We start from the raw sequence: 25,671 nt of genomic DNA, 5'->3' as shown, positions 1-25,671 counted from the left end.
GAATCCGCTTTTAAATGTTCAATAACATAATAACATTTGTCCTATATAATTTGAACATTTACCGTCCGGCTTACCAGACATTTTTTTGGATTGCCGCATAATGACGCTGACCCTCCGCCTGGCCGTTCGCGACTGGGATTACATGACGCCGCTCGTGCTGGGCGAGGTGGAGTCCTCCAGGCTCGACGTGAAGGTGGACCGCGTCGGCACGCTGGTGGCGAATGTCGGAACCAGCGATGACCACGATGCCGCCGAAGCCTCGTTCAGCCGCTATGCGCAGCAGCGTCACGATGGCGACGAGAGCGTCGTCGGCATCCCGAATTTCATCATGCGCGGTTTTCGCCATCGCTGCATCATCACCCGCAAGGACAGCCCGGTCTGCAGCCTGGCCGATCTGAAGGGGAAGAAGATCGGCGTCACCGGCTGGCGCGATTCCGGCAACACCTGGACGCGCGCGGCGCTGCGGCGCGAGGGCGTCGGCGTCGAGGACGCCATGTGGTATGCCGGCCGCCTGACCGATGCGCACCCGGTCACTGACAGGCTCGACGGCTTCGGCCGTCCCGGGCGCATCGAGGCCTGTCCGGGCGAGCGGCCCATGGTCGACCTGCTTCTGGATGGTGGGCTTGACGCGGTGTTCACCCCCTTCATGCCGAACGGGTTCTTCGATGCGGGATCGCCGTTTCGTCAGGTGGTCGAGGATTTCCGTGCGGCGGAAGTGGCCTATTTCAACGAGGTCGGCTACGTGCCGGGCATGCATCTGATCGCCCTCAGGGCGGACATCGCGCAGGCCCATCCCTGGGCGGCGGACGAACTCAGCCGGATGATCGGCGAGGCGCAGCGCCTCTGGCTCGCCAAGCGCGAGAAATACGCCGACACGACGCCCTGGATGATCGACGAGCTGCGCCGCTGTGCCGCCGACCTGCCGCATGACTGGAACGCGCACGGCCTTGCCGCGAACAGGAGGATGATCGGCGACTTCGCCGAGGAACTTCATGCGCAGAAGATCCTGCCGCGGCTGCTGACGCCGGAAGAGCTTTTCCCGGGGCAGGGGGAAGCTTGACGCTTTCGCTGCTCCGATCATCGCCGGCCCCGGGGTCGGCCACAACCGCAAGACCAACAAGGGGAATTGTCACATGAAACTCAAAATGTTCGCTTCAACGGCACTGGCTGCCCTGGTTCTCGGAGGCATCGCTGCAGGTGGCGCCAACGCGCAGGATGCAGCGCTCCCGACCCTGGAGAAGGACGAGGCCCTGCATGCCCGGCTGCCGGAGAACATCCGCACGGCCGGCAAGATGATCTCGGTCAACAACGGCTCCTTCCCGCCCTATGAAATCGTCACCGGCACGGAGATGACCGGCGCCAGCGCCGACCTGACCCACGCACTGGGCCAGGTGCTCGGCGTGACGATCGAGCACGAGACCGTGGGCGGACTGCCGGCGCTGCTGGCCGGCGTCAATTCTGGCCGCTACCAGTTCGCATTCGGCCCGGTGGGCGACTTCCAGAGCCGGCAGGAAGCCAATGATTTCGTCGACTGGGTGCAGGAATATGTCGTCTTCGCCGTGCAGACCGGCAACCCGAAGGGCATTTCCTCGCTCGACACGGCCTGCGGCAACCGCATCGCCGTCATGGCCGGCGGCTCGGCCGAGCGCGTGATCAAGGCGCAGGACGAGAAGTGCCAGTCGGAAGGCAAGCCGGCGGTCGAGGTCCAGTCCTATACCGACCAGCCAAGCTCCATCCTGTCCGTGCGCTCGAAGCGGGCTGACGCCTTCTTCTCCTCTCAGGCCCCGCTCACCTATTTCGTCAGCCAGGCCAACGGCCAGCTCGAACTGTCGGGTGTCGGCCAGAAGAACGGCTTCAATGATCTGTTCCAGGGTGCGGTCGTGCCGAAGGGATCGCCGCTTGCCGAGATCCTCCGCGACGGAATGCAGATCCTGATGGACAACGGCACCTATGCTGCCATCATGAAAAAATGGGGCCTTGAGAACAACATGATCAAGGAACCCGGGATCAATCTTGGTGGATCGCTTCCAAAATGAGCACTCAACAGGCTATCGACGCGTCGCCCTCCGGCGACGCGTCCGTTCGTGACGTCGTCAACGCCCACACGCCGTTCCGCTACGACCGGCTGATCCTGTGGGTCGCCCTCGGCGCCCTGCTGGCGAATTTCGGCTGGATCGTCGCCAACAACGAAAACTTCGAATGGCCGGTGGTCGGGCGGTATTTCTTCGATCCGACGGTGATGCAGGGGCTTTACGTCAGTCTCGGGCTGACAGTCGTGGCCATGGTCCTCGGCATCGCGCTCGGCCTCGTTCTGGCGGTCGCCCGCATGTCGACGGACCGGCTGGCCAGCACGCTTTCGGCGTGGTTCATCTGGTTTTTCCGCGGCACGCCGCTGCTGGTGCAGCTGATCTTCTGGTACAATCTCTCGACGCTCTTTCCGGTGCTGTCGATCTCCATTCCCTTCGGCCCGACGCTGGCCAGCTGGGACACCAATTCCGTCATCACGCCGATGACGGCTGCCATTGCCGGCCTGGCGCTGAACGAGGCTGCCTACATGGCCGAGATCATTCGCGGCGGCCTGCTGTCCGTCGACCGGGGCCAGTCCGAAACCGCCGAGGCGTTCGGCATGACGCGGGCGCGGGCGCTCTGGCGCGTCATCATTCCGCAGGCCATGCGCTCCATTGTGCCGCCCACCGGCAACCAGCTGATCAGTATGATCAAGGCGACTTCGCTCGTCAGCGTCATCGCCATGGCGGATCTGCTCTACTCGGTGCAGTCGATCTACAACCGCACCTTCGAGATCATCCCGATGCTGATGGTCGCGGTGATCTGGTATCTGCTGATCACGTCCATCCTGAATGTCGGCCAGGGCTATATCGAGCGCTACTACAGCCGCGGCGACCGCCGCACGGGCAAGGACGGCCCGGCCGAGAAGCCCACGAACACGACCATGGCCGAGGAGGCAACCCATTGAGCGCGCCGGACACAAGGGAGCCGCTCGTCAGGGCGCGCAACGTTCACAAGGCCTTCGAGAGCCTGGAGGTCCTGAAGGGCATCGACCTCGACGTGATGCCGGGCGAGGTGGTCGTCATTCTCGGACCGTCCGGGTCGGGCAAGTCGACCTTCCTGCGCTGCATCAACCATCTGGAGGCGATCGGCCGCGGCTCGATCATGGTCGGCGGCGAGCAGATCGGCTACCGGATGAAGGACGGGCGGCTGGTCAGGCTGTCGGCCAACGCCATCGCCCGGCAGCGCCGCAGGATCGGCATGGTCTTCCAGCAGTTCAACCTCTACCCGCACATGACGGTGTTGCAGAACATCATCGAGGCGCCGGTCGGCGTGCACGGGGAAAGCCGCGCCTCGGCCGTCGAGAACGCGAAGCGGCTGCTGGCCCGGGTCGGACTTTCGGAAAAGATCGACAGCTATCCGCGCCAGCTCTCCGGCGGGCAGCAGCAGCGCGTGGCGATCGCCCGGGCGCTGGCGATCAGGCCCGACCTGATGTTGTTCGACGAGCCGACGTCGGCGCTCGATCCGGAACTGGTCGGCGAGGTGCTAAACACGATGCGCGACCTCGCTCGCCAGGGCCTGACCATGATCGTCGTCACCCACGAGATCGGCTTTGCCCGCGAGGCCGCCGACCGGGTCGTGTTCATGGATGACGGCGTCATCGTTGAGCAGGGCACGCCCGACGCGGTGCTCGGCAATCCACAGCACCCCAGGACGAAGGCCTTTCTCGCGCGCTTTCTCTGAGCAGGCCCGTCGTCCTCCCAGTCGTGCCGGCCGGTTTGTCCGGCCGGCTTCCTCCCTTTCGTCACTCACGGATGTTTCCCATGCTCCAGGACAATGCCTTCGCCAGTGTTTCCGACTTCGAGGACCGGAAGGAGGCGCTGGTCGCCATGCGGCGCCATCTGCACGCCCATCCGGAACTCTCGCATCAGGAGGAGAAGACGGCCCGCTTCGTGGCCGACAAGCTGAAGGGCTGGGGTTATGAGGTGACGGAAGGCGTGGGCGGTTATGGCGTCGTGGCGCGGCTCACCGTGGGCGAGGGCAGTCGCGGCATTGCCATCCGGGCCGACATGGATGCCCTGCCGATCACCGAGGAGACGGGGCTTGCCCATGCCAGCACCGTCCCCGGCGTGATGCACGCCTGCGGCCATGACGGGCACACGACGATCCTGCTCGGCGCGGCCGAGCACCTGGCGCGTACGCGGCGCTTCAACGGCACCGTGACCCTCATCTTCCAGCCGGCTGAGGAAGCGGGCCTCACCAGCGGCGCGCAGCGCATGATCGCCGACGGTCTGTTCGAGCGCTTCCCCTTCGACGTGATCTACGGCCTGCACAATCACCCGGGTGCGCCGGAGGGAACGCTGCTGATGCGCGCGGGGCCGATGATGGCCGCCGCCGATACGGTGGAGATCACCCTTCGCGGCAAGGGCGGCCACGCCTCGCGGCCGCATCTCGCCATCGATCCCGTCGTCGTCGCCTGCAATCTGGTCATGTCCCTGCAAACGGTCGTCGCGCGTAGCATAGACCCGCTCCAGACCGCCGTGGTGACGGTCGGCACGATCCATGCGGGCGAGGCGAGCAACGTCATTCCGGAATACGCGAAGCTGGCATTGAGCGTGCGTTCCTTCGACCCGCAGGTGAGGGAAATGCTCGAACGGCGCATCACGGCGCTGACCCGCTCGGTTGCCGAAGGCTATGGCGCGACGGCGGAGATCGACTACCAGCATGGCTATCCGGTGGTGGTCAATTCTGAGGCCGAAACGGCGTTCGCGCGCGAGGTGGCCGAGGAACTGGTCGGCGCCGACCGCGTCGCCACCTGCAGTCTCATCCCCGGCAGCGAGGATTTCGCCTATTTCCTCCAGCACAAACCCGGCGCGTTCCTGCGGCTCGGCAATGGCGTGGATTCGGCGATGCTGCACAATTCCAGCTACGACTTCGCCGACGACAGCCTGCCGGTCGGCGCCGCCATGTGGGCGCGGCTGGCGGAGCGCTATCTGAAGCTCTGACCGGCCAGAGCATCGGACCGAAAAGTGGAATCCGGCTTTCGGTTATTCCGATGCTCTGTCAATAATCTGGATCGTCCTTTGTGCGTCCGGAAGGCCGCACGGCGATCCAGAACGCCCCTCAGGCGTCCTGTGATCTTCCCGCCACCGAGGCGTGCCAGGGGGTCAGCCAGCCGCGCAGCTGGGCGATCAGCGTGTAGAGCGTCAGGCCGATCAGCGTCAGCAGGACGATGACGGCGAACAGTCCCGGCACCTGCAGCTCCTGCAACATGGCGACGGCGAGATAGCCGAGGCCCTCATTGCCGCCGATGAACTCGCCGACGATGGCGCCGATCATCGACATCACCACGGCCACCTCCATGCCGGCCAGCACCACCGGCAGCGCCGTCGGCAGGTCGAGCATGGTGAAGCGCTGGACGGGGTTGGCCTGCAGCATGGTGAACACGTCGCGGTCGCCGGGTTCGACAGAGCGGAAGGCGACGAGCGCGTTCGAGAAGACCGGGAAGAACGAGAGGGCGGCGGCGATGACGATCTTCGATTCCAGCCCGAAGCCGAACCACAGGATGAACAGCGGCGCCAGCGCGATCTTCGGAATGAGCTGAAGGCACACGATGAATGGCTTGAAGGCCCATTCGAGCATCTGGATGCGGGCCATCGCCATGCCGAGCGTGATGCCCAGCACGACGGCGATCAGGAAGCCCGAGACGGCCTCGATCACCGTGACGAGTGCATGGCGCCAGATTTCCGCGTCGCTGACCAGGCCGATGAAGGCCGAAACGATCTGCAGCGGCGTGGGCAGGATGAAAGCGGAAACCTCCGCCGTGTGCACATAGGCTGTCCAGGCGAGCAGAAAGGCGGCGACGGTCGCGGTGGGCAGGGCGATGCGGAGAAAGCGGTCGGTGCGCATCAATGGCCTCCTGTCAGGCTGGCGCGCAGGCGCACGAGCATGTCCTGGAATTCGGGATTGCGTTGCAGGTCGAGGGTGCGCGGCCTCTCGAACGGCATCTCGATGACTTCCGTGATGCGCGCCGGGCGCGCCGCCAGCACCACCACGCGGTCCGAAAGGAACGCCGCTTCGGTGATCGAATGGGTGACGAGGATGGTGGTGACCTGCGCCTGCGCGCAGACGGACATCAGCTCCATGTTCAGCGTGTCGCGCGTCATGGCGTCGAGCGCGCCGAAGGGCTCGTCGAGCAGCAGGACCTGCGGCTCGGTGATCAGCGCCCGGGCGAGCGAGGCGCGCTGCCGCATGCCGCCGGACAGCGACGACGGGCGCATTCTCTCAAAACCCTTCAGGCCGACGGTCTCGCAGAGCGCGTGGGCGCGCGCCTCGCGCTCCGCCTTCCTGACGCCGCGCAGGCGCAGAGGCAGGGCGACGTTTTCCGCGACGGTGAACCAGGGGAACAGCCGCGCTTCCTGAAACATCATCGAGACCGGCCGGGTCGCCTCAGCCGAGCGCTTGCCGCCCTCCCAGACCGGATGGCCTCGGACGACGATCTCGCCCTCGCTTGGCCGTTCGAGGCCGGCGATGATGCGCAGCAGCGTGGTCTTGCCGCAGCCCGACGGGCCGAGCAGGGAGATGAAATCGCCACGCTGCATGTCGAGCGTGGCGTCGCCGATGGCGCGGACGGCGTGCTCGCCCTGGCCGAAGGTCTTGCCGACACCCGCGAGCCGGATGTCGGCGGCCCGGATGTCGGCGGCATTGTCCATCTTCATGCCTTCAGGGCCTGGTCGAGCAGGTCGTTGGTGTAGAGCTCGGCGGCCGGCACCGTCTTGTCGATCAGCTTGGCGCCGGACAGCAGGCCGACAGCGCGCTCCCAGACTTCCGGAATGTTGCGCAGGATGTTCTCCTCGCCTTTCGACGCCCAGTTCTGTGCGTTGGCGCGCAGATCCTTCTGTGCTGTGTCGGCGTTCTTGATGCCGGTCACGTCGTGCTTCTCGCCGATGGTCTTGAGGATCGGCAGCAGGTCTTCGGCGCCGACGATCTCGCTGGCCGCGCGGTGGGTGGCGCGCAGGAAGGAGACGAATTTTTCGGGGTTCTCGGCAATCTGGTCGGGGCGGGCGACATAGACCTGGCCCGGCATGCCGTCGTCGATCGGCATGACCGCGACGTCCTCGCGCGCCGCGCTGGCGATCACCATGGACGAGGTGTTGCCGATGAAGGCGCCGGCGCGGCCGGCCTCGATCAGCGCGAAGGAGGCGGCGGAATCGGCGACCTTGACCTTCTCGACCTTCTCCGGCGAAGCGCCGGCGCCGGTCATCATCAGGTCCAGCGTGCCTTCCATCGAGCCGCCGAGCGTCGCCATGCCGACGGTCCGGCCTTCCAGATCGGCGATGGTCTTGACCGGGTTGGCGGTCGAGGACAGCACGTAGAAGGGCGACATCTGCGCGATGGTGGCGATGGAAGTCAGCGGCGCGTCGTTGTTGATGCGCGAGACGATGTAGTTGGTGCCGCCGGTGCGGCCCGAATCCATCTGCTTGGCGATGGTCATCTGCGCGGCGAGCGCTGCGCCCTTGCCGGCCTGCAGGTTCATCGCGACGCCTTCATCGGCGTAGTAGCCCGCCGCGTCCGCATAGAGGACCGGAGCGAAGGCCAGCGAGAAGGTGAAGGGCGTTATGAAATTGAACGCGGTCTGCGCCCGTCCCCCGACCGGGAAGGACAGCAAAGCCGCGCTCCCCATTGCACCCAGCATCAGATTCCGCCTCGTCAGTTCCACGATCGCACTCCTGTTCAAATTTGAACCTATTGTTCATTAAACTTAAGCGCAAATCGGCGTTCGTTGCAATAGCCAGCTCAATCGTGCGGGTTCCGTGCATCCTCGACCGCCTTTCAGGCGGTCGTTGCATCCTGCTCGTCCGGCCCCGGGAGGCCGCCAAGAAGCCGCGTGATGGCGGCGGCGGTGCGCATCACCGCGCGCCGAACCTCCGTCTCGATGCCGTCGATCCGGTCGGCGGAGGCAGCCTGCGTCACGTTGATGGCGGCCACCACATTGCCCTCCATGTCGCGCACCGGCGCCGCGATGCTGGCAATGCCGGTCTCGAAGCTGCCGATCTGCACGACCGCCGGCGCGTTCCTGTCGCGGCGCCACTGGGCGATCAGCTCGCTCAGGCTGCGTGGCGTCTGTCCCGGCGCGTTCTGATATGTCTCGTCGCGGTAGAGCCGGACCAGATCCTCCTCGCCGAGATCGGCGAGAAGCACGCGGCCCATCGTCGTTCCGGCGGCCGGCAGACGGCTGCCCACATGGACAATACTGGCAAGCCTCATATGGCTCGGCACGCGCAGCATGTAGAGCACGAAGCGGCCGTCGCGGACGCCAAGATGGGCGGACCAGTCGGTCGCGTCGCGCAGCTTCTCGAGCTCGGGCAGGGCGATCTCCACCAACTCGCGCGTCGCCAGATAGCCGTAGCCCAGCCGCAGGACCGCCGGCCCGAGCGTGTAGCGCATGGTCTGCGGATTGTGCAGGAGATAGCCCTGCTGCGCCAGGGTGTAGACCGTGCGGAAGGCGGCCGAACGCGTCGTGCCGAGCTGTCGCGCCACCTCCGAAAGCGTCATCTCCCGGTTCTCCGGCGTGAAGGATTGCAGCACCTGCAGCCCGCGGATCAGCCCGGGGACAAGATACTTGTCATCGGAGTTAGTTTTATCCATAAAACATCGTCTAGCAGGTAAAACACATCTGATCTAGCCTCTCTCCAGCTCAGGAGAAAGGAAATCCGATGACCATGCACACGAGCGCCACCTCTGCCCTGGCCCAGGACCTTGCCGCCCATACGGGCCGTTTCACCGACAAGACCTTCGACTGGAACGCCTTCCCGTCGAATGCCGGCTTCGACGATCTCGCCCGCGCGCAGATGCGTTACATCGGCGCCGGCGGTTCGCCGAAAGTCGGCGACACCTCGACTCTTAAGCCTGACCATTTCACCGTCAGCCTCATTCACAAGGAACCCGGCAAGTATGCCGCATGCCACAGCCACGAGATCGAGGAGAGCTTCCTGATCATCGACGGCGTGCTCGTGGTCGGCTGGGAGAAGGACGGCGAGGTGGTCGAGGTCAAGCTGGGCGCCAAGGACATGATCCTCAATGCCCGCGAGATCGGCCACGGCTTCCGCAATGACGGCGTGACGCCGGTTCTGATGTCGATCTCCGTCGATGTCGGCAAGCCGCTGCCGCCGGTCTACCATTACCATCCGAAGGAGCACCCGGCGGAACTCGCCCGCAGCTTCGGCGCCGCGCCCGGCAAGACGCTGCCCTTCGACCGCAACGGCAGCCACCCGCTGCAGAAGCTGATGAGCCAGTATGTGGTGCGCCACAATGAACTACCCACGGTCTGGGAGAAGGCGGGCTTCACCCGCAAGGTCTATGTGGGCGAGGGCGGCATCCAGCACGACACCTGCCGCAAGGAGATGCTGGGCATTCCCTCCGGTGTCGGCATCAAGCCGATCGTCCGCGACGTGGAAGATGCTTACCTCGTTCTCGAGGGATCGCTGGTCGTCGGCTGGGAAGAGAATGGCGAGATTGTTGAAACGGAGCTGGGCCTGCGCGATCTGGTCAAGACCCCAGCCGGCCGCAAGCACTGGTTCCGCAACAATTCGGCGGCGCCCGCCACCGTCTGGTCGGTGATCGGTTCGTCCGAGGCTGACGGTATCGTTTACGAAGCGGCCTGAACGCCCCGCGCCGTAACCGCAGCAATGAAAAACCCCGGCCGCACCGTGCGGCCGGGGTTTGCTTTTGATGGGAAGATGCAAAGCGGCTTCGGAAGGGATCAGGCCGCCTCCGCCAACTCCGCCGCCCAGGCGTCGTAGCCATAGACCCAGTCGGCATTGGTACCCTGCTTCAGCCAGTCATTGGCGAGCGAACCCTGCTGCACTTTCGCCGTCCGCGGGATGCGGGCTTCCTCGTAGAGCTTCAGGGCGCCGGCTACGGTTGCCGGCGTTGCACCGTCGAGGGCGCGTGCCAGGACGACAGCGTCTTCCGATGCCATGCAGGCGCCCTGCGCCATGAAGGGCACCATCGGATGCGCGGCGTCGCCCAGAAGCGTGATGGCGCCGCTCGACCAGTGCTGCATCGGCTCCCGCACATGCAGTGCCGAGCGGGTGACCGTCTCGCAGGCATCGAGCAGCGCGCGCGCCTCGGGATGAAAATCCGCGTAGGCGGCGCGCAGGGCGCCGATATCGCCCGGCAGCGTCCAGCCCTCCTCGGTCCAGTCCTGCTGGGCCGTGGTGGCGAAGACGAAGATCTCGCTGCCGCGATTGAGCGGGAAGGTGACGATCTGCCGGTCGGAGGTCGGCCCCCACCACTTGGTGAAGGAATCGAGATTGGGAATGCCGTCGCCGCGTTCGCGCGGGAAAACGGCGCGGTAGGAGACGAGGCCGGTGAAGCGCGGATGGTCCTCGCCGAACAGCGCGCGGCGGACCGCCGAGTGGATGCCGTCGGCGCCGATCAGCACGTCGGCCTCGAACCGGGTGCCGTCGCCGAGGATCGCGGCCGCGCCATCGCCGTATGGCATCGCCCCTTCCACGGGCGTGGCGAACCGGATCGTGCCCGGGACGAGGGTGTTTTCGAGGGCCGCCAGCAGGTCGGCGCGGTGAATGGTGAGCTGCGGCGCGCCGTAGCGTTCCTCGGCTGCCGTGCTCATCGGAAGGCGTGACGTTTCCTCGCCGCTGTCCCAGGTGCGGCTGATCCTGTATTCTGGGCGCGCCGCCGTCCGCCGTAGCACCTCTCCGACGCCAAGCCCGTCCAGGGCATGCACCGCGTTGGGGGTCAGGTTGACATCGGCGCCGATGCGTCCGAAAGCCCGCGCCCGCTCGAATATGGTGACGTCGTGCCCCTGCTTCTGCAGCGCGATCGCGGCTGCCATTCCACCGACGCCAGCGCCGGCAATGCCGATCTTCATTCGGCTCACTCCCTGCCAAACGTTCAAATAAGAACTTAAAGTTCAAAAAATAACGGTAGCCCTCATGCCGCGCCCTGTCAACGCGCCGGAAGCCTGCCTCACTGCCGGTCGGACCAGGTCGGGGCTGCGTGAAGGCCGGCGGTGATGAAGCCGGCGTCGGCGAAGGAGGGAGGCGAGGAAGAGGGAGGAAAGGAGGGAGTTGACTCGAGTTCGGCGATCATGCATCCTTATTTTGAACAATGTGTTCTTATTTGAACATATGCCGGTTTGAACATCTACTGGGAGGTAGAGATGGACGCCTTCAAAGATCGCCTCTCGCAGCGCGCCTTCGACACCGGACGCCCCGGCCTGGAGCATCAATGCCGGGGCCGCGCGCTGGACGAGCGCGAAAACGCACTGGCCGGTGCGCTGATGGAGGTCTACGCCACGGGCGAGCACGACTTCGCCGCCGTTGCGCGCCAGCTGGCCGAAAAGGGCGTCGTGGCGCCCCGCTCGGGCCGGACAGACTGGACCGAGGCGCTGCTGGCCGAGGAACTCGAGGCCACCAACGCCGAGCTTGACGCCGCATACGAGGCGGACGGCTATGGCGCTTGAGTTCCGCTCGGTCACCAAGGAATTCACGACCGGCACGGGACAGAACCTCGTTGCGGTCAACGACATCAATTTCCGCGTGAACGAGGGCGAGTTCGTCTCGGTCGTCGGCCCTTCCGGCTGCGGCAAGAGCACCATCCTCAGCATGACCGCCGGCCTCTACCAACCGACACAGGGCGAGGTCTTCGTCAGCGACGACCGGGTTTCCGGTCCCAATGCGCATGTCGGTTTCATGCTGCAGAAGGACCTGCTCCTGCCGTGGCGCAACATCGTTTCGAATGTGGAGTTCGGGCTGGAGGCGCGCGGCGTCGCCAAGTCGGAGCGCCGCGACCGGGCGATGGCCGAACTGAAGCGCTGCCATCTCGCCGGCTTCGAGAACCACTATCCCTACCAGCTCTCGGGCGGCATGCGGCAGCGCGCGGCGCTGGCCCGCACGCTCGCCATCAAGCCCGAGATCGTGCTGCTCGACGAGCCGTTCTCCGCGCTCGACGCGCAGACCAAGCTTCTGCTCCAGAACAGCTTTGCCGGAACGATCGCGCAGACCGGCAAGACGACGCTTCTGATCACGCATGACCTGGCCGAGGCCGTGCTGATGTCCGACCGCATCCTCGTCCTGTCCGAGCGGCCGGGCACCGTCGTGGCGGAAATCAAGGTCGACCTGCCGCATCGGGAGGAGCCGCTCAGGCGCCGGGTGATGCCCGAGGTGAGCGACTACGCGGCGCAGATCTTCAAGCATCTGAAACTCGAAGAAAAAGCCATCTGACCGACATCGGAAAGCAAAAAGGGGAATTCTGATGAAACGCATGCTTCGCTCGACCATCGCCGCCGCCCTTCTGGCGGTTTCCGCCACCGCTGCCCTGGCTGCCGAGAAGGTGACTTACCTGTTTCCGGCGCCCGACTTCCTGCCGGCCTTCGCGCCGTTCCAGCTCGCCAAGAGCAAGGGCTATTTCGAAGCCGCCGGCCTCGACGTGTCGTTTCAGGTCGGCAAGGGTGGGGCTGATGTCGCGACCCAGGTGGCCGTCGGCAATGCCGATCTCGGCGGCGGCATCGGCGACACGCCGATCATCGTGCGCGCCAACGGCCTCGACATTCGCGGCGTCGCGCTGCTCGGCGGCCGCGGCCTGACCCAGCTTGCCTGGCGCAAGGACAGCGGCATCGCCGGTCCGGCCGATCTGAAGGGCAAGTCCATCGGCGTCCTCGCCTTCCAGGACACGACTTACTACAACCTGCTCGGCGTTCTGGCCTCGGCGGAGCTGACCAAGGCGGACGCCGACATCCAGGCGGTCGGCCCGGGCGGCATCATTCAGCTCACCATTGCCGGCAAGCTGCACGCCATGTCCGGCGTTCCCGAGTGGATCGCCGCCATCGAGGCCGCCGGCGTCGAGATGGAGCAGATGCCGGTCGACGAGGTCTTCCCCGCGATGGCGCAGGCGATCATCGCTTCCGACAAGACCATCGAGGAGCGCCCCGAAGTGGTGCGCGGCTTCGTCGGCGCGGTGCTGAAGGCTGTCGGCGACATCGCCGCCGATCCGGCGCAGGCGGCCAGGGACTATGTCGCGGCCATGCCGCAGCACGCCGGCAAGGAAGCCGAGATCGAGGGCATCCTGCGCTCCTACGCGACGCTGGTCTATCCGCAGGGCGAGAACCAGCCGCTCGGCGCCTTCAACCCCGAGCGCATCGGCAAGGTTCAGGCTTTCTACGTCGACAGCGGCATCGTTCAGACCGCCGTTCCGGTCGAGGACCTCTACACGAACGATTTCGTCCAATGACACAGGCCAGCTCGATGGAGGCCGGGGCGGCTGCTCCGGCCAAGGTGAACAAGCCCGCCATGACCGCCCAACGCAACACTCTCGTCGCCAGCCTGGGGCTTCTCGCCCTGGTCCTGCTCGCCTGGCAGTTCCTGCCGCCGGCGCTCGACGTGCCGAAGTTCATCATCCCGACGGTCACCGACTGTCTGGCGGAGATGAAGCGCATGTGGGCCCAGGAGGGGCTGCTCGGGCATACGCTGTCGACAGCGCTCTACACCGTGCTCGGCTTCGCCATCGGCAGCCTGCTCGGCGCGGTGATCGGTTACCTGCTCGGCATGTCCGAGTTCTGGGAGAAGGTGCTGTCGCCCTACATCCTGGCGCTGCAGATCGCGCCGAAAGTGGCTTTCGCGCCGCTGTTCATCATGTGGTTCGGCTACAACGCCATGCCGAAGCTTCTGGTGACGGTGCTGATCGTCTTCTTCCCGGTCCTGGTGAACGTGCTGCAGGCGATGCGCACCGTCGACCGCGATCTGGTCAATCTGGCGCGCGCCTACAATCTGTCGCGCTGGGGGATTTTCCTGAAAGTCGAGATGCCGTCCACCATGCCCAATCTGATGGCGGGACTGCGTATCGCCTCGACGCTCGCGGTGATCGGCGTGACGGTCGGCGAGCTGGTCGGCGGCAACACCGGCCTCGGCTTCCTGATTTCCTACGGCGGCGGACAGGCGAATGCCGCGATGGTCTTCAACGCCATCGTGCTTCTGACCGTGATCGGCTTCCTGCTCTACACCGTGCTCGTGCGGATCGAGGAGCGGGTGCTGCACTATCTGCCGAAAGCCCAGCACTAGCGGGCGATCACTATCCTTGTCGCCGGAGGCGGGAGGCTTCCGGAGAGCCACGACGGAGACGGACATGACAGCCATCGACAAGAAAACGCTGATCGAGGACCGGGTGAACAATGGCCTGCGCGGCCAGTGGTATCCCGTTGCGAAGTCGGTCGAGGTCAAGAAGACCAGGCCGCATGGCGCGCGCCTGCTCGGCGAGAAGATCGTGCTGTGGCGCGATGCGGAGAACCGGCTGCGCTGCATCGAGGACTTTTGTCCGCATCGCGGCGCGCCGCTCTCCTATGGCGAGATCCATGAAGGCAATATCGGTTGCCGCTACCATGGCGTCGTCGTCGATGGCGAGGGTGTGGTGGTGCGGGTGCCGGCGATGCCCGAATGCGCCCTGGAGGGACGCAAGGCGCTGAAATCCTTCGAGGTCGCCGAAGCGGGCGATGCCGTCTTCGTCTATGTGCCGTCGATCGAGCAGCCCGAGGCGCCGGAACTGATCCTGCCGAAGGAATTGACCAGCGACGACTGGACCGGCTTCCTGTGCACGGGCGAGTGGAAGGCCAATTACCGCTACGCGCTCGACAACCTCGCCGACCCGATGCATGGCTGCTACCTCCACGCGGAGAGCTTTACCTTGGCCTTCGGTTCCAAGCAGGACCTGATGAAGCTCGACAAGACCGACACCGGCTTCCGGGTTAGCCGCGTCGGGCAGGTCGGCGAGAATTTCGACTGGACCGAGTTCGAGGTGCATCCGGGCTCGATGTTCTGCTTCCTCGAGATTCCCTATCCGCCGGCGGCCGGGCCGGGCGGCGTCTTCCGCATCATCGGCTTCGTCACGCCGATCGACGCGACCACCTGCAAGGTCTTCTTCTGGCGCATGCGGCAGGTCTCGGGCCTCGCCCGCGAAAGCTGGCGCTTCCTCTATCGCGCGCGGCTGGAAAAGACCCATTGGGACGTGCTCGAGCAGGATCGCGTGATGCTGGAAGGCATGCCCGACGACGCCCGCAGGCGCGAGATGCTCTACCAGCACGACCTTGGCGTGTCGCGCGTCCGGCAGGTCCTGACGCGGGCCGCCAAGAGCCAGGTCGAGGCCGAAATGGCGGAGGCTGCGGCCGAGTGATGCTGAAGGGACGCACCATACTGGTGACGGGGGCCGCGCGCGGCCTCGGCGCGGAGATCGCCAGGCGCCTCGCGGCGCAGGGCGCCGATCTCCTGCTCGCCGATATCGCCGAGGAGGAAGGGCGCGCGGTCGCCGACGAAACCGGCGCCCGTTTCATCACGCTGGATCTGGGCGACCCCGCCTCCATCGATGCGGCGGGCACGGTTCTGGCCGGCCACGGGAAGGGCGTCCTGCACGGCCTCGTCAACAATGGCGCCATCGCTACCGGCATCGGCGGCATACCCTTCGACGAGATCGGGATCGACAGCTGGGACCGCGTGATGCAGGTCAATGTCCGCGGCACCTGGCTGATGACCCGCGCCGCGACGCCGCTTCTCAAGGCGTCCGGCTCGGGCCGGATCGTCAACATCGCGTCGGACACCGCGCTGTGGGGCGCGCCGCGCCTGATGTCCTATGTGGCGAGCAAGGGCGCGCTGATGTCGATGACCCGTTCACTGGCCCGGGAACTCGGGCCCGACCGCATCGGCGTGACCGCCGTCGCGCCCGGTATCCTGACGACGGAATCGACCGGCTATGTCCCCGAAGCCCGCCACCGGCTCTATGCCGAGGGCCGCGCCGTGCCGGGCGAGCAGGCGCCGGGCGAGATCACCGAGGTCATCGCCTTCCTGCTCTCGGAGGGAGCACTCACGCTGACAGGGCAGGTGCTGCCGGTCAACAACGGTTTTGTCTTCAACTGAGGCGGTCATGACGTTCAACAGGCAGACATCCGGCGATATCGAGTATCTGGAGCGACCCGGCGAGGGCGGGCCCGTGCTGGTGATGCTGCATGGCGTCGGGTCCAACGCGGCCTCGTTCTCGCCGCTCCTGCCGCATCTGCCGCGCGGCTGGCGCGTCATCGCCTGGAATGCGCCGGGCTATGGCGGCTCCGCGCCGCTCGACCTCGAATGGCCGCTGGCAAGCGATTACGCCGCCGCGCTGAAGGCGCTTCTCGACCGGCTCGGGCTGGAGAGAATCCTGCTTGCCGGCCATTCACTTGGCTGCCTGATGGCCGCTTCCTTCGTCACCGCCCATCGTGACCGTGTCGCCCGGCTGCTGCTGAGTTCCCCGGCGCTCGGCCATGGCGTGCCGCGCGGCGCGGCGCTGAGCGCCGCAGCGCAGGGGCGCATCGACGATCTGGAGCGGCTTGGCGCCGACGACTTTGCCGCGCTGCGCGCGCCGAGGCTGGTCTACGAGCCGGAGGCCAATCAGGACATCGTTCGCCGCGTGCGCGACGGCATGGCGAGGGTTAGCGCGCCCGGCTATCCGCAGGCGGCGCGCATGCTCGCCTCCGGCAGGCTTCTGGACGATGCGGAGCGCCTGCAGGTGCCGACCGACGTGATCGTCGGCGCGGAGGACGTCGTCACGCCGCCGGATTCCGCGCGTCGCGCCCATGCCGCGCTGCGCGACCCCTGGCGCGGTGCGCTCACCCTCGTGCCCGGTGCCGGGCACGCCCTTTATCAGCAGGCTCCGGCCGCCTTCGCGGCGGCGCTGGAAGCTCTGGCAGAAACCGTCGGCTGAGGCCGCGAGGAGGAATGACCATGGCAGAGACCGTTCGGGTCGGCAGTCTTCGCGGCATCATGATGCGCGGACCGGGCATCACGAAGACCCTGCCGTTCTACGAGGACATGTGGGGCCTCAGCCTCGCCCACCGGGAGGACGGCATCGCGCTGCTGCGCGGCGCGGGGGGCGAGCCCTTCCTGTACGGCTTGAAGGATGGCCCCGTCTACGGCATTGAATATGTGCATTTCTCCATGCCGGACCGCGCCTCGATGGCGGCGCTGCATGCGCAGATCGTGGCGCGCGGCGGCATCGTGCTCGGCGATCCCGCCCCCTTCGACGACTATGCCGGCGGCTACGGCTTCGAGATGCTCGACCCCGACAACCGCCGCCTGCGCTTCCGCACCGAGGCGCTCAGCCTCGACGAGGAAGCGGAGTGGGCGAAGCCGCGCAAGGTCAGCCATGTGGTGCTCAACACGCCCGACATGGAAGGCGTGCAGGAATTCTACGCCCATGTGCTCGGCTTCCGCGTCTCCGACTACTCCGCCGACCAGATGGTGTTCCTGCGCTGCAATTCGGATCATCATTCGATCGCGCTGGTGCGCGGTGACTATGCCAGCGTCAACCACGTCGCCTTCGAGATGCCGTCGATCGACGAGTTCATGCGCGGCATCGGCCGGATGAAGCAGAAGGGGCACGTGCCGACCTGGGGACCGGGCCGGCACGGGCCGGGCAACAACCCGTTCGCCTATTTCGTCTCGCCCTCCGGCTTCGTCATCGAGTTCACCTCCGAGCTGCAGCAGATCGACGAGGCGACGCACGAGGCGCAGGTGTGGCCGCGCGACAAGCCCGAGGCGATGGATCGCTGGATGACCGCTGGCCCGCCGACGCCCGCCCAGCGCGCCGTCATGCAGGGTCGCCCTGATCCCGGTTTTCCCGAACTCGCGCCGACGAGGAGCAACGCCTGATGCATTATGGATATGACGGCAAGGTGGCCGTGGTCACCGGAGGATCGTCGGGCATCGGTCTGGCGACGGTCGAGACGCTGCTCCAGTCGGGTGCCAGCGTGGCGCTCTGCGCCCGCACGGAAAGCCGGCTGAAGGACGTGGCCGCGGTTCTTGTCCGCGACTACGGCGAGGACCGCGTCCTGGCCCGCGCGCTCTCCGTGCTCGAGCCGGAAGCCGTGAAGGGCTTTGCCGCCGAGGTGGAAGCGCGCTTCGGACGCTGCGACCTGCTGGTCAACAATGCGGGTCAGGGACGCGTCTCGACCTTCGCCGACACCAATGACGACGACTGGCGCGCCGAGTACGAGCTGAAGCTGTTCAGCCAGATCCACCCGACGCGCGCCTTCCTGCCCATGCTGGGCAGGGCCAGGGGCGCCATCGTCGCCGTCAACTCGCTGCTCGCCTACCAGCCGGAGCCGCACATGGTCTGCACCTCGTCGGCGCGCGCCGGCGTGCAGAACCTCGTCAAGTCGCTGAGCGGCGAACTGGCGCCCGACGTGCGCGTGAACTCGATCCTGCTCGGCCTTGTCGGCTCGGGCCAGTGGTCGCGCCGTTTCGCCGAGCGCGAGGACCAGAGCCAGAGCCGGGCCGAATGGTACGGGGCGCTGGCGGCGAAGAAGGGCATTCCGCTCGGCCGCCTCGGGGACCCCTCGGAAGCGGCGGCCGCCATCGCATTCCTCGGCTCGCCTGCGGCGAGCTACATCACAGGCGCGCAGCTCGAAGTGTCGGGCGGCCTGTCTCGTTACATCTGAAGGACACGGGATGAAACTCGAAACAATCACAGTCACCGAGACGGTCGGGGATTTCATCGCCCGGTATCTGGCGGAGATCGGCGTCACCACCGTCTTCGGGGTCATCTCCATCCACAACATGCCGATCCTCGACGCCATTGCCCGCCAGGAACGCATCCGCTTCGTGCCGGCGCGCGGCGAGGCCGGGGCGATGAACATGGCGGACGCCTATGCGCGCGTCTCGGCGGAACTGGGCGTGTGTCTGACCTCGACCGGCACGGCAGCGGGCAATGCCGCCGGCGCGCAGGCCGAGGCGCTGACCGCCGGGTCGCCGGTCCTGCACATAACGACCCAGGTCGATCTGGAATTCGCCGACCGTGACCGCGCCGCGATCCATGACGTGCCGCGCCAGCCCGAGATGCTGCGTGGCGTGTCGAAGGCCGTGTTCCGCATGTGGGACGCGAACGGCGCCGTCGGCGCGCTGACGGCGGCGGTATCGGCGGCCCTGTCCGCCCCGACGGGACCGGTCAGCCTGGAAATCCCGGTGGACGTGCAGCGCAAGCCGGCGCGCGCGACCGCGCATATCCACAAGCCGCAGCCGACCCTGCCGATCGCTCCGGACACGGTGATCGACGAGATCGCCGAATTGGTCAAGGCGGCCAGGCGCCCGCTGCTGTGGCTGGGCGGCGGGGCGCGCGCGGCGGGCAGGGAAGCCACCGAACTGATGCGGCGCGGCTTCGGCATCGTCACCTCCACCAATGGCCGCGCCATCGTTTCGGAAGCCGAACCCGCGAGCTTGGGCGCCTTCAACATGACGCCGGAGGCGGCTGAGCTTTACAAGAGCTGCGACCTGATGATCGTCGTCGGCTCGCGCCTACGCGGCAATGAAACCCGCAACAACATGATGCCGCTTCCCCGGCCTCTGGTTCAGGTCGATGCTGACGCGGCGCAGGGCGGCCGCAACTATCCGGTCGAGGTGTTCGCCCATGGCGATGCCGCCGACACGCTGGCGCGCCTGCTCCAGCGCCTGCCGGACACGCTCGACACCGACACGAACCTCTCCTTCGACATCGCGCGCACGCGCGCCGAGGCCGAGGGCCGGATGCGCGATGTGCTCGGCCCCTACCGCGTCGTCGCCGACACGCTGGCCGACCGCGTGTTCTCGAATGGGCATCCCTGGGTCCGCGACGTCACCATCTCCAACTCCACCTTCGGCAACCGCTATGTCCGCATCGCCGGACCCAATCTCGGCGTTCATGCGCTGGGCGGCGGCATTGGCCAGGGCGTGGCGATGGGCGTCGGCGCGGCGATCGCCAGCGGCGGGGCGAAGGCCATCACGCTGCTCGGCGACGGCGGAACGATGCTCGGCCTCGCCGAGATGATCACGGCCGTCGAGGAGAACGCGCCGCTGGTCTATCTTTTGATGAACGACAAGGCCTACGGGGTCATCCAGAACATTCAGGACGCGCAGTATGGCAGCCGCAGGCATTATTCGGCGCTGGCGACTCCAGACTTCGCCGGCTTCTGCCGGTCGATCGGCATGCCGCACCGACTGGTCAGCAACGTGGCGGACTTCCCCGCCGCGCTCGACGAGGCGGTGGCCGCGGAGGGACCGCGCCTGATCGAGATCGACATGTGCGCCGTCGGCCCGTTCAACGAAGCCTTCGCCGGTCCTCCGGCGGGTGCCGCCGGCAATGGGAAATAGCGCGATGCGGCTCGGACTGATCGGCTTCGGAAATATCGCGTTGACCCTTCTGGGGCAGCTTGCGGAAACACTTGACACTCCGCTTGAGCATCTCGTGGTGCTGTCCCTGCCGGAACTGGCCGGCGACACCGAAGCGCGCCTGAAGGGTGAGTTCGCCGGCGTTGCACGCGAGGCCGTCGTGGTCACCGACGCGCAGGCGCTCCTGTCCCACCGGCCCGGCCTGGTGGTCGAATGCGCCGGGCACGCGGCTGTCGTGGCGCATGTGCCGGCAGTGCTCCGCAACGGCACCGAGGTGGTGATCGTCTCCATCGGCGCCCTTTCCGATGCGAACCTGGAGACGGAGCTGCGCGCCGCCGCCATCGAAGGCGGAACGCGGCTGATCCTGCCGGCCGGCGCGGTCGGCGGCATCGATCTTCTGGCGGCTCTCGGCGCTGCGGGGGGACTTGAGGTTCGCTATCGCGGTTCCAAGCCGCCGCTTGCATGGAGCGGCACCCCTGCGGAGAACACGCTGGACCTCGGCACGCTGAAGGAGGCTGCGACCTTCTTCACCGGGACGGCGCGCGAGGCCGCGCGGGATTTCCCGAAGAACGCCAATGTCGCGGCGACGCTGGCGCTTGCCGGCGCCGGCTTCGAGGCGACGCGCGTGGAACTCACCGCCGATCCCGCGGCCCCCGGCAATGTCCACGAATACTCGGTGGTCTCGCCGTTGGCGAAATACACGATGCGCATCGAGAACCTGCCTTCGGCGGGCAATGCCAAGACATCCGTTTCGACGGTCTACAGCGTGCTGCGCGAAATCCGGAACCGGATCGGTCCGGTGGCGATCTGAGGTGGAGGCGAAGATGATCGAATTGCCGCAGAACAAGCTTTTCATCGCCGGCGAATGGGAGGAGGGAACGGGTGCGGAGATCACCTCGATCTTCCCCGCCGACGGCAGCGTCAACCGCGTGCTGCGCGGCGCCTCGACCGCCGATGGCGAGCGCGCCATCGAGCGCGCCAAACGCGCGCAGGCGGATCCGGCCTGGCGCAATCTGAAGCTGCACGAGCGCGCGCGCTTCCTCTACGCCATCGCCGACGGCATCGAGGCGAACGCCCAGCGGATCGCCCATATCCAGACCCGCGACACGGGCAAGACCCTGCGCGAGACCGGCGCGTTGGCGGCCTCCGCCGCCGGCACGTTCCGCTATTTCGGCGCGATGCTCGAGACCTCGGACGAGGCGCTGACGGCGCAGCGCGGCAACGCCCTCACCATGTCCGTGCACGAGCCGCTTGGACTGGTCGGCGCCATCACGCCATGGAACTCGCCGATCGCCTCCGACGCGCAGAAGGTTGCCCCGGCGCTGGCCGCCGGCAATGCCGTTCTCCTAAAGCCGGCTTCCTGGTCGCCGCTGGTGTCGCTGGAACTGGCGCGCATCATCGAGGCCTCCGGCCTTCCGAAGGGCCTGTTCTCCGTCCTTCCGGGATCGGGCCGCGAGATCGGCAATCTTCTGGTCGAGCATCCGGACATCGCCAAGATCAGTTTCACCGGCGGCACGGAGACGGGCCGGGCGCTCGCCGTGAAGGCGGCCGGCAAGCTGATGCCTGTCTCGCTCGAACTGGGCGGCAAGTCGCCGACCATCGTCTTCGCCGACGCCGATATCGAGCAGGCGCTGGCGGGCGTTCTGTTCGGCATCTTCTCATCGTCGGGCCAGAGCTGCATCGCCGGCGCCCGCCTTTTCGTTGAGCGGCCGATCTACGCGCAGTTCGTCGAGCGGCTGGTGGCGGCGACGAAGCGGCTGAAAGTCGGCCATCCCTTCGAGGCAGACACGCAGGTTGCGCCGCTGGTGCATTTCGACCATCGCGACGGCGTCGCCGAGCATGTGCGGATGGCGCTGGGCGAGGGGGCCGAGCTTCTGGCCGGGGGCGCCGCGCCGGAAGGCCAGGACTTCGACAAGGGCGCCTACTATCTGCCGACCATCCTTGCCGGCGTCGACAACACGGCGCGCATCTGCCGCGAGGAGGTCTTCGGGCCGGTTCTGGTGGTTCTCCCCTTCGATGACGAGGCGGACGTGATCGCCCAGGCGAACGACAACGAATACGGTCTCGCCTGCGGCATCTGGACCCGCGACTTCCCGAAGAGCTGGCGGGTGGGCAGTGCCATCAGCGCCGGAACCGTCTGGGTCAATACCTACAAGCAGTTCTCCATCTCGACGCCCTTCGGCGGCGAAAAGGAGAGCGGCATGGGGCGCGAGAAGGGCCGCGACGGCATTCGCGCCTACATGGCGCAGAAATCCTTCTACACCGACCTCTCGGGCGCGCCGCATCCATGGGCGGCCGCGACGGTGCAGGCGTCATGAGCCGGGCTGTCGCCATCGTCGGTTCGGGACCGTCCGGCTGCTATCTGGCGCAGGCGCTGCTGAAGGCCACGCCCGACCTGCGACTGGACCTGGTCGACCGGCTGCCCGTGCCCTACGGCCTCGTGCGTTACGGCGTCGCCGCCGATCATCAGGGCACCAAGGGCGTGATCCGTCAGTTCGAACGACTGTTCGAGCGCCAGGGCGCCGGCTTTGTCGGCAATGTCGCCGTGGGCGAGGATGTCAGTCTCGATGACCTGCGCGAGGCCTATGACGCGGTGGTGCTGGCGGCCGGCCTGTCGGCCGACCAGGCGCTCGGCATTCCCGGCGAGGAACTTGAGGGCGTCTACCGGGCCGGCCGCCTGACCCGCGCGCTCTACGAGCATCCCGATGCCGAGCCGCTGCCCGGACTGGGACGGCGCGTCGTCATCATGGGCAATGGCAATGTCGCCATCGATCTCCTGCGCCTGCTCGCCAAGACGCCCGACGAACTCGCCGGTTCCGATCTCGGCCCCGGCCCGAGCGCCTGGCTCGCGGCTTCCGGCATCGAGGAGATCGAGATCGTCGGCCGCTCGCCCGCCGCCGCGGCAAAGTTCGACGCCGTGATGATCAGGGAACTGGCGAAGCTCGCGGGCGTCGCCATCCGTGTCGTCGATGCGGGCGCAAGCGACGATCCGGAGGGCGCGAAGACGATCGCGGCGCTGGAGGCCATCGACGGCCACGGCTCCGGTTCCCGCCGCATCACCTTCCGCTTCGGCCTGACGCCTGTCGAACTTGCGGGTGCGGACGGACGGGTCGGTGAAATACGCTTCGTGGACGGAAGCGGCGATGTGACGTCTCTTCCGTGCAGTGCCTTCATCACGGCAATCGGCTTCGATGACGAAGGCGTTCTGCCACGCGATGCCCTGCTCGGCTCGGCGGCGGACAGGGAAGCGGGCGTGCTCGCGCCGGGCCTTTATGCCACCGGCTGGTTCCGCCGTGGACCGCAGGGAACGATCCCAGACAACCGCGCCGACGCGCAGCTCCTTGCCGCGCGCATCCTGGCCGATCTGGAGACGGGCGCCGCGCCCGCGGCAAAGCCGGGGCGGGACGCCTTTCCGGAATGGGCCGGCGCCGTCGGCTATCAGGGCTGGAAGCGCATCGACGCCGCCGAGATCGCCGCGGCACCGGAAAACCGCTGCCGGGTCAAGATCAATTCACGCGACGCCATGCTGGCGCTGGCCTTTCAGGAAGAGGAGTGTCCTCGATGAACATCATGCTTCTTTACGGCACCGAGACCGGCAATGCCGAGATGCTGGCCGAGGACATCATGGCCGAGCTGGAAGGCGAACACGCGGTCGAATGCCGAAACCTCTCGGATTTCGCTCCGGACGAGTTCGATGCCGGCCGGCTGCACATGATCGTCTGCTCCACCTATGGCGATGGCGAGCTGCCGGCTTCCGCGCAGCCCTTCGCCGCGGCGCTGAAGGCGGCTTCGCCCAGCCTCTCCGGCGTTCATTTCGCCATTTTCGGCCTCGGCGACAGCGAGTATGAGGAGACCTTCAACTTCGGCAGCAAGGGGCTCGCGGAACTGCTGGCCGCGCACGGCGCGAAGCAGGTCGGCGAGCGCCTCACGCACGATGCCTCCGGCAGCGACATGGCGGAAGATCTGGCGTTCCCCTGGGCGGCGCAGACAGTAGCGCTTGCCGAGGAAGCAATCGGCGAGAACGCCTGATGAAGGCCGCCGGGATCCGCGCCCTGGTCGCCGCCCCCTGGCGGCACGGCGATTGCATCGATCTTTCGGGCGTTGTCTGCGAGGGCGCTCTCGATCTCGCGGGCCTTGATGTGACGGGGGTCGATTTCACCGGCGCCTCCTTTCCGAGCGGGATCGATGCACGGGGCGCCCGGTTTCTCGGCGTGAGCTGGTTCAGCGGCGCGCGTTTCGGAAGCGAGGCCCGTTTCTCGCGCGCGATCTTCACCAATGATGCGCGCTTCGATGCCGCGGCGTTCGACGCCGCCGCGCGGTTCGATGAAACGGAGTTTCGCGGCATCGCCCGTTTCGACGAGGCGCGTTTTGCAGCCGGGGCGGATTTCCGGAGCCTTGCCTGCTACGGCAATTTCTCATTGCAGGGCGTGGAGATGCGCGGTCCTGCCTCCTTCCGGCAGGCCGAATGGCTGGGTGGCCTGTGGTGCCAGGACGCGCGGTTGCCGGAAGCAGCCGATTTCGCGCAGACGCAGGTGCATGGCCGCCTGTGGCTTCGCCGCGCCCTCGCCGGGAACGCGCCGCTTCGCGATACGGCTTTCGCCCTGTCCTACGGCTATACCTACAACTGATCGGCCGACCAGCCGCGATAGCCGAGCGCTTCCGACATGGCGCGGGCCGCGGCCTTCAGCTCGTGCTCGATCTTCTCCACCTGCGGACTGTCCTCGGCGAAGACGCTCGCATGGCCGGTCACGTTGATGGCGCCCACCGCACGCGCCTGATGGTCGTGGATGGCGACGGCCGCGGAGCCGATCTCGCGCTCGAAATTGGCGACGCTCCAGGCTGCCCCGCGCACCCTGTCTGCCTGCAGTTGCGTTTCGAGTTCCGCCAGCGAGGTGCGGGTCTTGGTGGTGAACGATTCCATCACCTGGCCGGCATAGAGCGCGCGCAGCGAGGCCGCCGGAAGCTCCGCCAGAAGAATGCGCCCGATGGTCGTCGCATGCGCCGGCAGGCGGGTACCCTCGCGCACCGTGCTTGCAAGGTGCGAGTTCGGCGTCTCGCGCGCCAGATAGACGATCTCGCGGCCTTCGAGAACGCCCAGATGCGCCGACAGGTTGAGCGACTGCACGAGCTGCTTCAGGAAGGGGCGGGCGACCTGCAGGATCCCGCGCTCGTTCAGCGCCTCGGAGGCAAGTGCGATGAGGCCCGTCCCGAGCCGGTATCCACCGTCGTCGGCGATCTGCTCGAGAATGCCCTCGGCCTCCAGCGTCGCGAGCAGCCGGATCAGCGTTGTGCGGTTGATGTTGAGCGCCTTGGCGGCACTGCTGATGTTGCGGCAGCGGTTGCCGGCGGCGACATAGCGCAGAAGCGCCACGGCCCGGACCACGGGCGGCACCACGTAGAGCGGCTCCCGCGTCTCGTCCTGCTCGGTTTCAGCCATTCTGATTCCCACCACATTGCGCGTATTTGCACAGTTTAATCATATTTG

Annotated in this window: 27 protein-coding genes; 21 read left to right on the top strand and 6 right to left on the bottom strand. The window is 66.8% G+C overall.

The genetic code is table 11. The features are described 5' to 3' along the window. Window positions 1-100 precede the first annotated feature (100 nt). The 5 genes from NA2_RS12715 (at window position 101) to NA2_RS12695 (ending at window position 5,012) form a co-directional block, all read left to right on the top strand. On the top strand, window positions 101-1,060 hold the full coding sequence (locus tag NA2_RS12715; RefSeq protein ID WP_008597344.1) for an ABC transporter substrate-binding protein: 960 nt from the start codon (window positions 101-103) through the stop codon (window positions 1,058-1,060). 73 nt (window positions 1,061-1,133) lie between these two features. Further along, on the top strand, window positions 1,134-2,036 hold the full coding sequence (locus tag NA2_RS12710; RefSeq protein ID WP_040677729.1) for an ABC transporter substrate-binding protein: 903 nt from the start codon (window positions 1,134-1,136) through the stop codon (window positions 2,034-2,036). Beyond that, window positions 2,033-2,974, top strand: coding sequence for an amino acid ABC transporter permease (locus NA2_RS12705; protein ID WP_008597341.1), 942 nt, complete (start codon window positions 2,033-2,035; stop codon window positions 2,972-2,974). The genes NA2_RS12710 and NA2_RS12705 overlap by 4 nt, the downstream gene beginning before the upstream one ends. Beyond that, a complete protein-coding gene (locus NA2_RS12700) occupies window positions 2,971-3,750 on the top strand; it encodes an amino acid ABC transporter ATP-binding protein (RefSeq protein WP_008597339.1) in 780 nt (259 codons plus the stop codon). The genes NA2_RS12705 and NA2_RS12700 overlap by 4 nt, the downstream gene beginning before the upstream one ends. Before the next feature lie 80 nt (window positions 3,751-3,830). Further along, window positions 3,831-5,012 (top strand): M20 aminoacylase family protein, encoded by a 1,182-nt coding sequence (locus NA2_RS12695; protein ID WP_008597338.1) that lies wholly within the window; start codon window positions 3,831-3,833, stop codon window positions 5,010-5,012. Window positions 5,013-5,130: 118 nt separating this feature from the next. Here NA2_RS12695 and NA2_RS12690 read toward each other — a convergent pair whose 3' ends face one another. From NA2_RS12690 to NA2_RS12675, 4 genes are all read right to left on the bottom strand, one after another. Then, window positions 5,131-5,916 (bottom strand): ABC transporter permease, encoded by a 786-nt coding sequence (locus NA2_RS12690; protein ID WP_008597337.1) that lies wholly within the window; start codon window positions 5,914-5,916, stop codon window positions 5,131-5,133. Beyond that, complete coding sequence (locus NA2_RS12685; protein ID WP_008597336.1) at window positions 5,916-6,725, bottom strand: ABC transporter ATP-binding protein; 810 nt, start codon at window positions 6,723-6,725, stop codon at window positions 5,916-5,918. Before NA2_RS12685 ends, NA2_RS12690 begins: the two co-directional genes overlap by 1 nt. Then, window positions 6,722-7,726 carry an ABC transporter substrate-binding protein gene (locus NA2_RS12680; RefSeq protein ID WP_157188222.1) on the bottom strand — a complete coding sequence of 335 codons (1,005 nt, stop codon included), beginning with the start codon at window positions 7,724-7,726 and terminating at the stop codon, window positions 6,722-6,724. Before NA2_RS12680 ends, NA2_RS12685 begins: the two co-directional genes overlap by 4 nt. A gap of 113 nt (window positions 7,727-7,839) precedes the next feature. After that, window positions 7,840-8,655, bottom strand: a complete 816-nt coding sequence (locus NA2_RS12675; RefSeq protein WP_008597333.1) for an IclR family transcriptional regulator — start codon at window positions 8,653-8,655, stop codon at window positions 7,840-7,842. A gap of 68 nt (window positions 8,656-8,723) precedes the next feature. Between NA2_RS12675 and NA2_RS12670 the strand changes: the two genes are divergently transcribed. Further along, window positions 8,724-9,671 (top strand): cupin domain-containing protein, encoded by a 948-nt coding sequence (locus NA2_RS12670; protein WP_008597331.1) that lies wholly within the window; start codon window positions 8,724-8,726, stop codon window positions 9,669-9,671. Between the two features lie 98 nt (window positions 9,672-9,769). Here NA2_RS12670 and NA2_RS12665 read toward each other — a convergent pair whose 3' ends face one another. After that, complete coding sequence (locus NA2_RS12665; RefSeq protein WP_008597330.1) at window positions 9,770-10,900, bottom strand: FAD-dependent monooxygenase; 1,131 nt, start codon at window positions 10,898-10,900, stop codon at window positions 9,770-9,772. 267 nt (window positions 10,901-11,167) lie between these two features. Here NA2_RS12665 and NA2_RS12660 point away from each other — a divergent pair, with 267 nt between their 5' ends. From NA2_RS12660 to NA2_RS12590, 15 genes are all read left to right on the top strand, one after another. Next, window positions 11,168-11,494, top strand: coding sequence for a recombinase-like helix-turn-helix domain-containing protein (locus NA2_RS12660; protein ID WP_244423641.1), 327 nt, complete (start codon window positions 11,168-11,170; stop codon window positions 11,492-11,494). Next, window positions 11,484-12,254, top strand: a complete 771-nt coding sequence (locus NA2_RS12655) for an ABC transporter ATP-binding protein (protein WP_008597327.1) — start codon at window positions 11,484-11,486, stop codon at window positions 12,252-12,254. The genes NA2_RS12660 and NA2_RS12655 overlap by 11 nt, the downstream gene beginning before the upstream one ends. A gap of 31 nt (window positions 12,255-12,285) precedes the next feature. After that, window positions 12,286-13,260, top strand: a complete 975-nt coding sequence (locus NA2_RS12650; protein ID WP_008597326.1) for an ABC transporter substrate-binding protein — start codon at window positions 12,286-12,288, stop codon at window positions 13,258-13,260. Next, the gene (locus tag NA2_RS12645; protein WP_008597323.1) at window positions 13,257-14,087 is read left to right on the top strand and encodes an ABC transporter permease; all 831 of its coding nucleotides are present in this window, start codon (window positions 13,257-13,259) and stop codon (window positions 14,085-14,087) included. The genes NA2_RS12650 and NA2_RS12645 overlap by 4 nt, the downstream gene beginning before the upstream one ends. A gap of 64 nt (window positions 14,088-14,151) precedes the next feature. Then, on the top strand, window positions 14,152-15,192 hold the full coding sequence (locus tag NA2_RS12640) for an aromatic ring-hydroxylating oxygenase subunit alpha (RefSeq protein WP_008597321.1): 1,041 nt from the start codon (window positions 14,152-14,154) through the stop codon (window positions 15,190-15,192). After that, on the top strand, window positions 15,192-15,929 hold the full coding sequence (locus NA2_RS12635; protein WP_008597320.1) for an SDR family oxidoreductase: 738 nt from the start codon (window positions 15,192-15,194) through the stop codon (window positions 15,927-15,929). The genes NA2_RS12640 and NA2_RS12635 overlap by 1 nt, the downstream gene beginning before the upstream one ends. Window positions 15,930-15,936: 7 nt before the next feature. Next, window positions 15,937-16,749, top strand: a complete 813-nt coding sequence (locus NA2_RS12630) for an alpha/beta fold hydrolase (protein ID WP_008597319.1) — start codon at window positions 15,937-15,939, stop codon at window positions 16,747-16,749. A gap of 20 nt (window positions 16,750-16,769) precedes the next feature. Then, window positions 16,770-17,696: a VOC family protein gene (locus NA2_RS12625; RefSeq protein ID WP_008597318.1), complete on the top strand. Its 927-nt coding sequence runs from the start codon at window positions 16,770-16,772 to the stop codon at window positions 17,694-17,696. Continuing rightward, window positions 17,696-18,484 (top strand): SDR family oxidoreductase, encoded by a 789-nt coding sequence (locus NA2_RS12620; RefSeq protein WP_008597317.1) that lies wholly within the window; start codon window positions 17,696-17,698, stop codon window positions 18,482-18,484. Before NA2_RS12625 ends, NA2_RS12620 begins: the two co-directional genes overlap by 1 nt. Before the next feature lie 10 nt (window positions 18,485-18,494). Continuing rightward, entirely contained in the window at window positions 18,495-20,168 is a 1,674-nt protein-coding gene (locus tag NA2_RS12615; RefSeq protein WP_008597315.1) for a thiamine pyrophosphate-binding protein, read from the top strand. 4 nt (window positions 20,169-20,172) lie between these two features. Beyond that, a complete protein-coding gene (locus NA2_RS12610; RefSeq protein WP_008597314.1) occupies window positions 20,173-20,997 on the top strand; it encodes an aspartate dehydrogenase in 825 nt (274 codons plus the stop codon). 13 nt (window positions 20,998-21,010) lie between these two features. Beyond that, window positions 21,011-22,504, top strand: coding sequence for an aldehyde dehydrogenase (locus tag NA2_RS12605; RefSeq protein ID WP_008597313.1), 1,494 nt, complete (start codon window positions 21,011-21,013; stop codon window positions 22,502-22,504). Continuing rightward, window positions 22,501-23,751, top strand: coding sequence for an FAD-dependent oxidoreductase (locus NA2_RS12600; RefSeq protein ID WP_040677763.1), 1,251 nt, complete (start codon window positions 22,501-22,503; stop codon window positions 23,749-23,751). Before NA2_RS12605 ends, NA2_RS12600 begins: the two co-directional genes overlap by 4 nt. Next, window positions 23,748-24,215: a flavodoxin domain-containing protein gene (locus tag NA2_RS12595; RefSeq protein ID WP_008597310.1), complete on the top strand. Its 468-nt coding sequence runs from the start codon at window positions 23,748-23,750 to the stop codon at window positions 24,213-24,215. Before NA2_RS12600 ends, NA2_RS12595 begins: the two co-directional genes overlap by 4 nt. Further along, entirely contained in the window at window positions 24,215-24,814 is a 600-nt protein-coding gene (locus NA2_RS12590; RefSeq protein WP_008597309.1) for a pentapeptide repeat-containing protein, read from the top strand. The genes NA2_RS12595 and NA2_RS12590 overlap by 1 nt, the downstream gene beginning before the upstream one ends. On the opposite strand, the gene NA2_RS12585 is transcribed toward NA2_RS12590, so the two are convergent. After that, a complete protein-coding gene (locus NA2_RS12585) occupies window positions 24,805-25,623 on the bottom strand; it encodes an IclR family transcriptional regulator (RefSeq protein ID WP_008597308.1) in 819 nt (272 codons plus the stop codon). The genes NA2_RS12590 and NA2_RS12585 overlap by 10 nt on opposite strands. Between the last annotated feature and the right edge of the window lie 48 nt (window positions 25,624-25,671).

It is taken from the genome of Nitratireductor pacificus pht-3B, from assembly GCF_000300335.1.
GTDB lineage: Bacteria > Pseudomonadota > Alphaproteobacteria > Rhizobiales > Rhizobiaceae > Nitratireductor > Nitratireductor pacificus.
The sequence above is the reverse complement of the archived record's forward strand: the minus strand, read 5'-3'. Positions and strand labels throughout refer to the sequence as shown.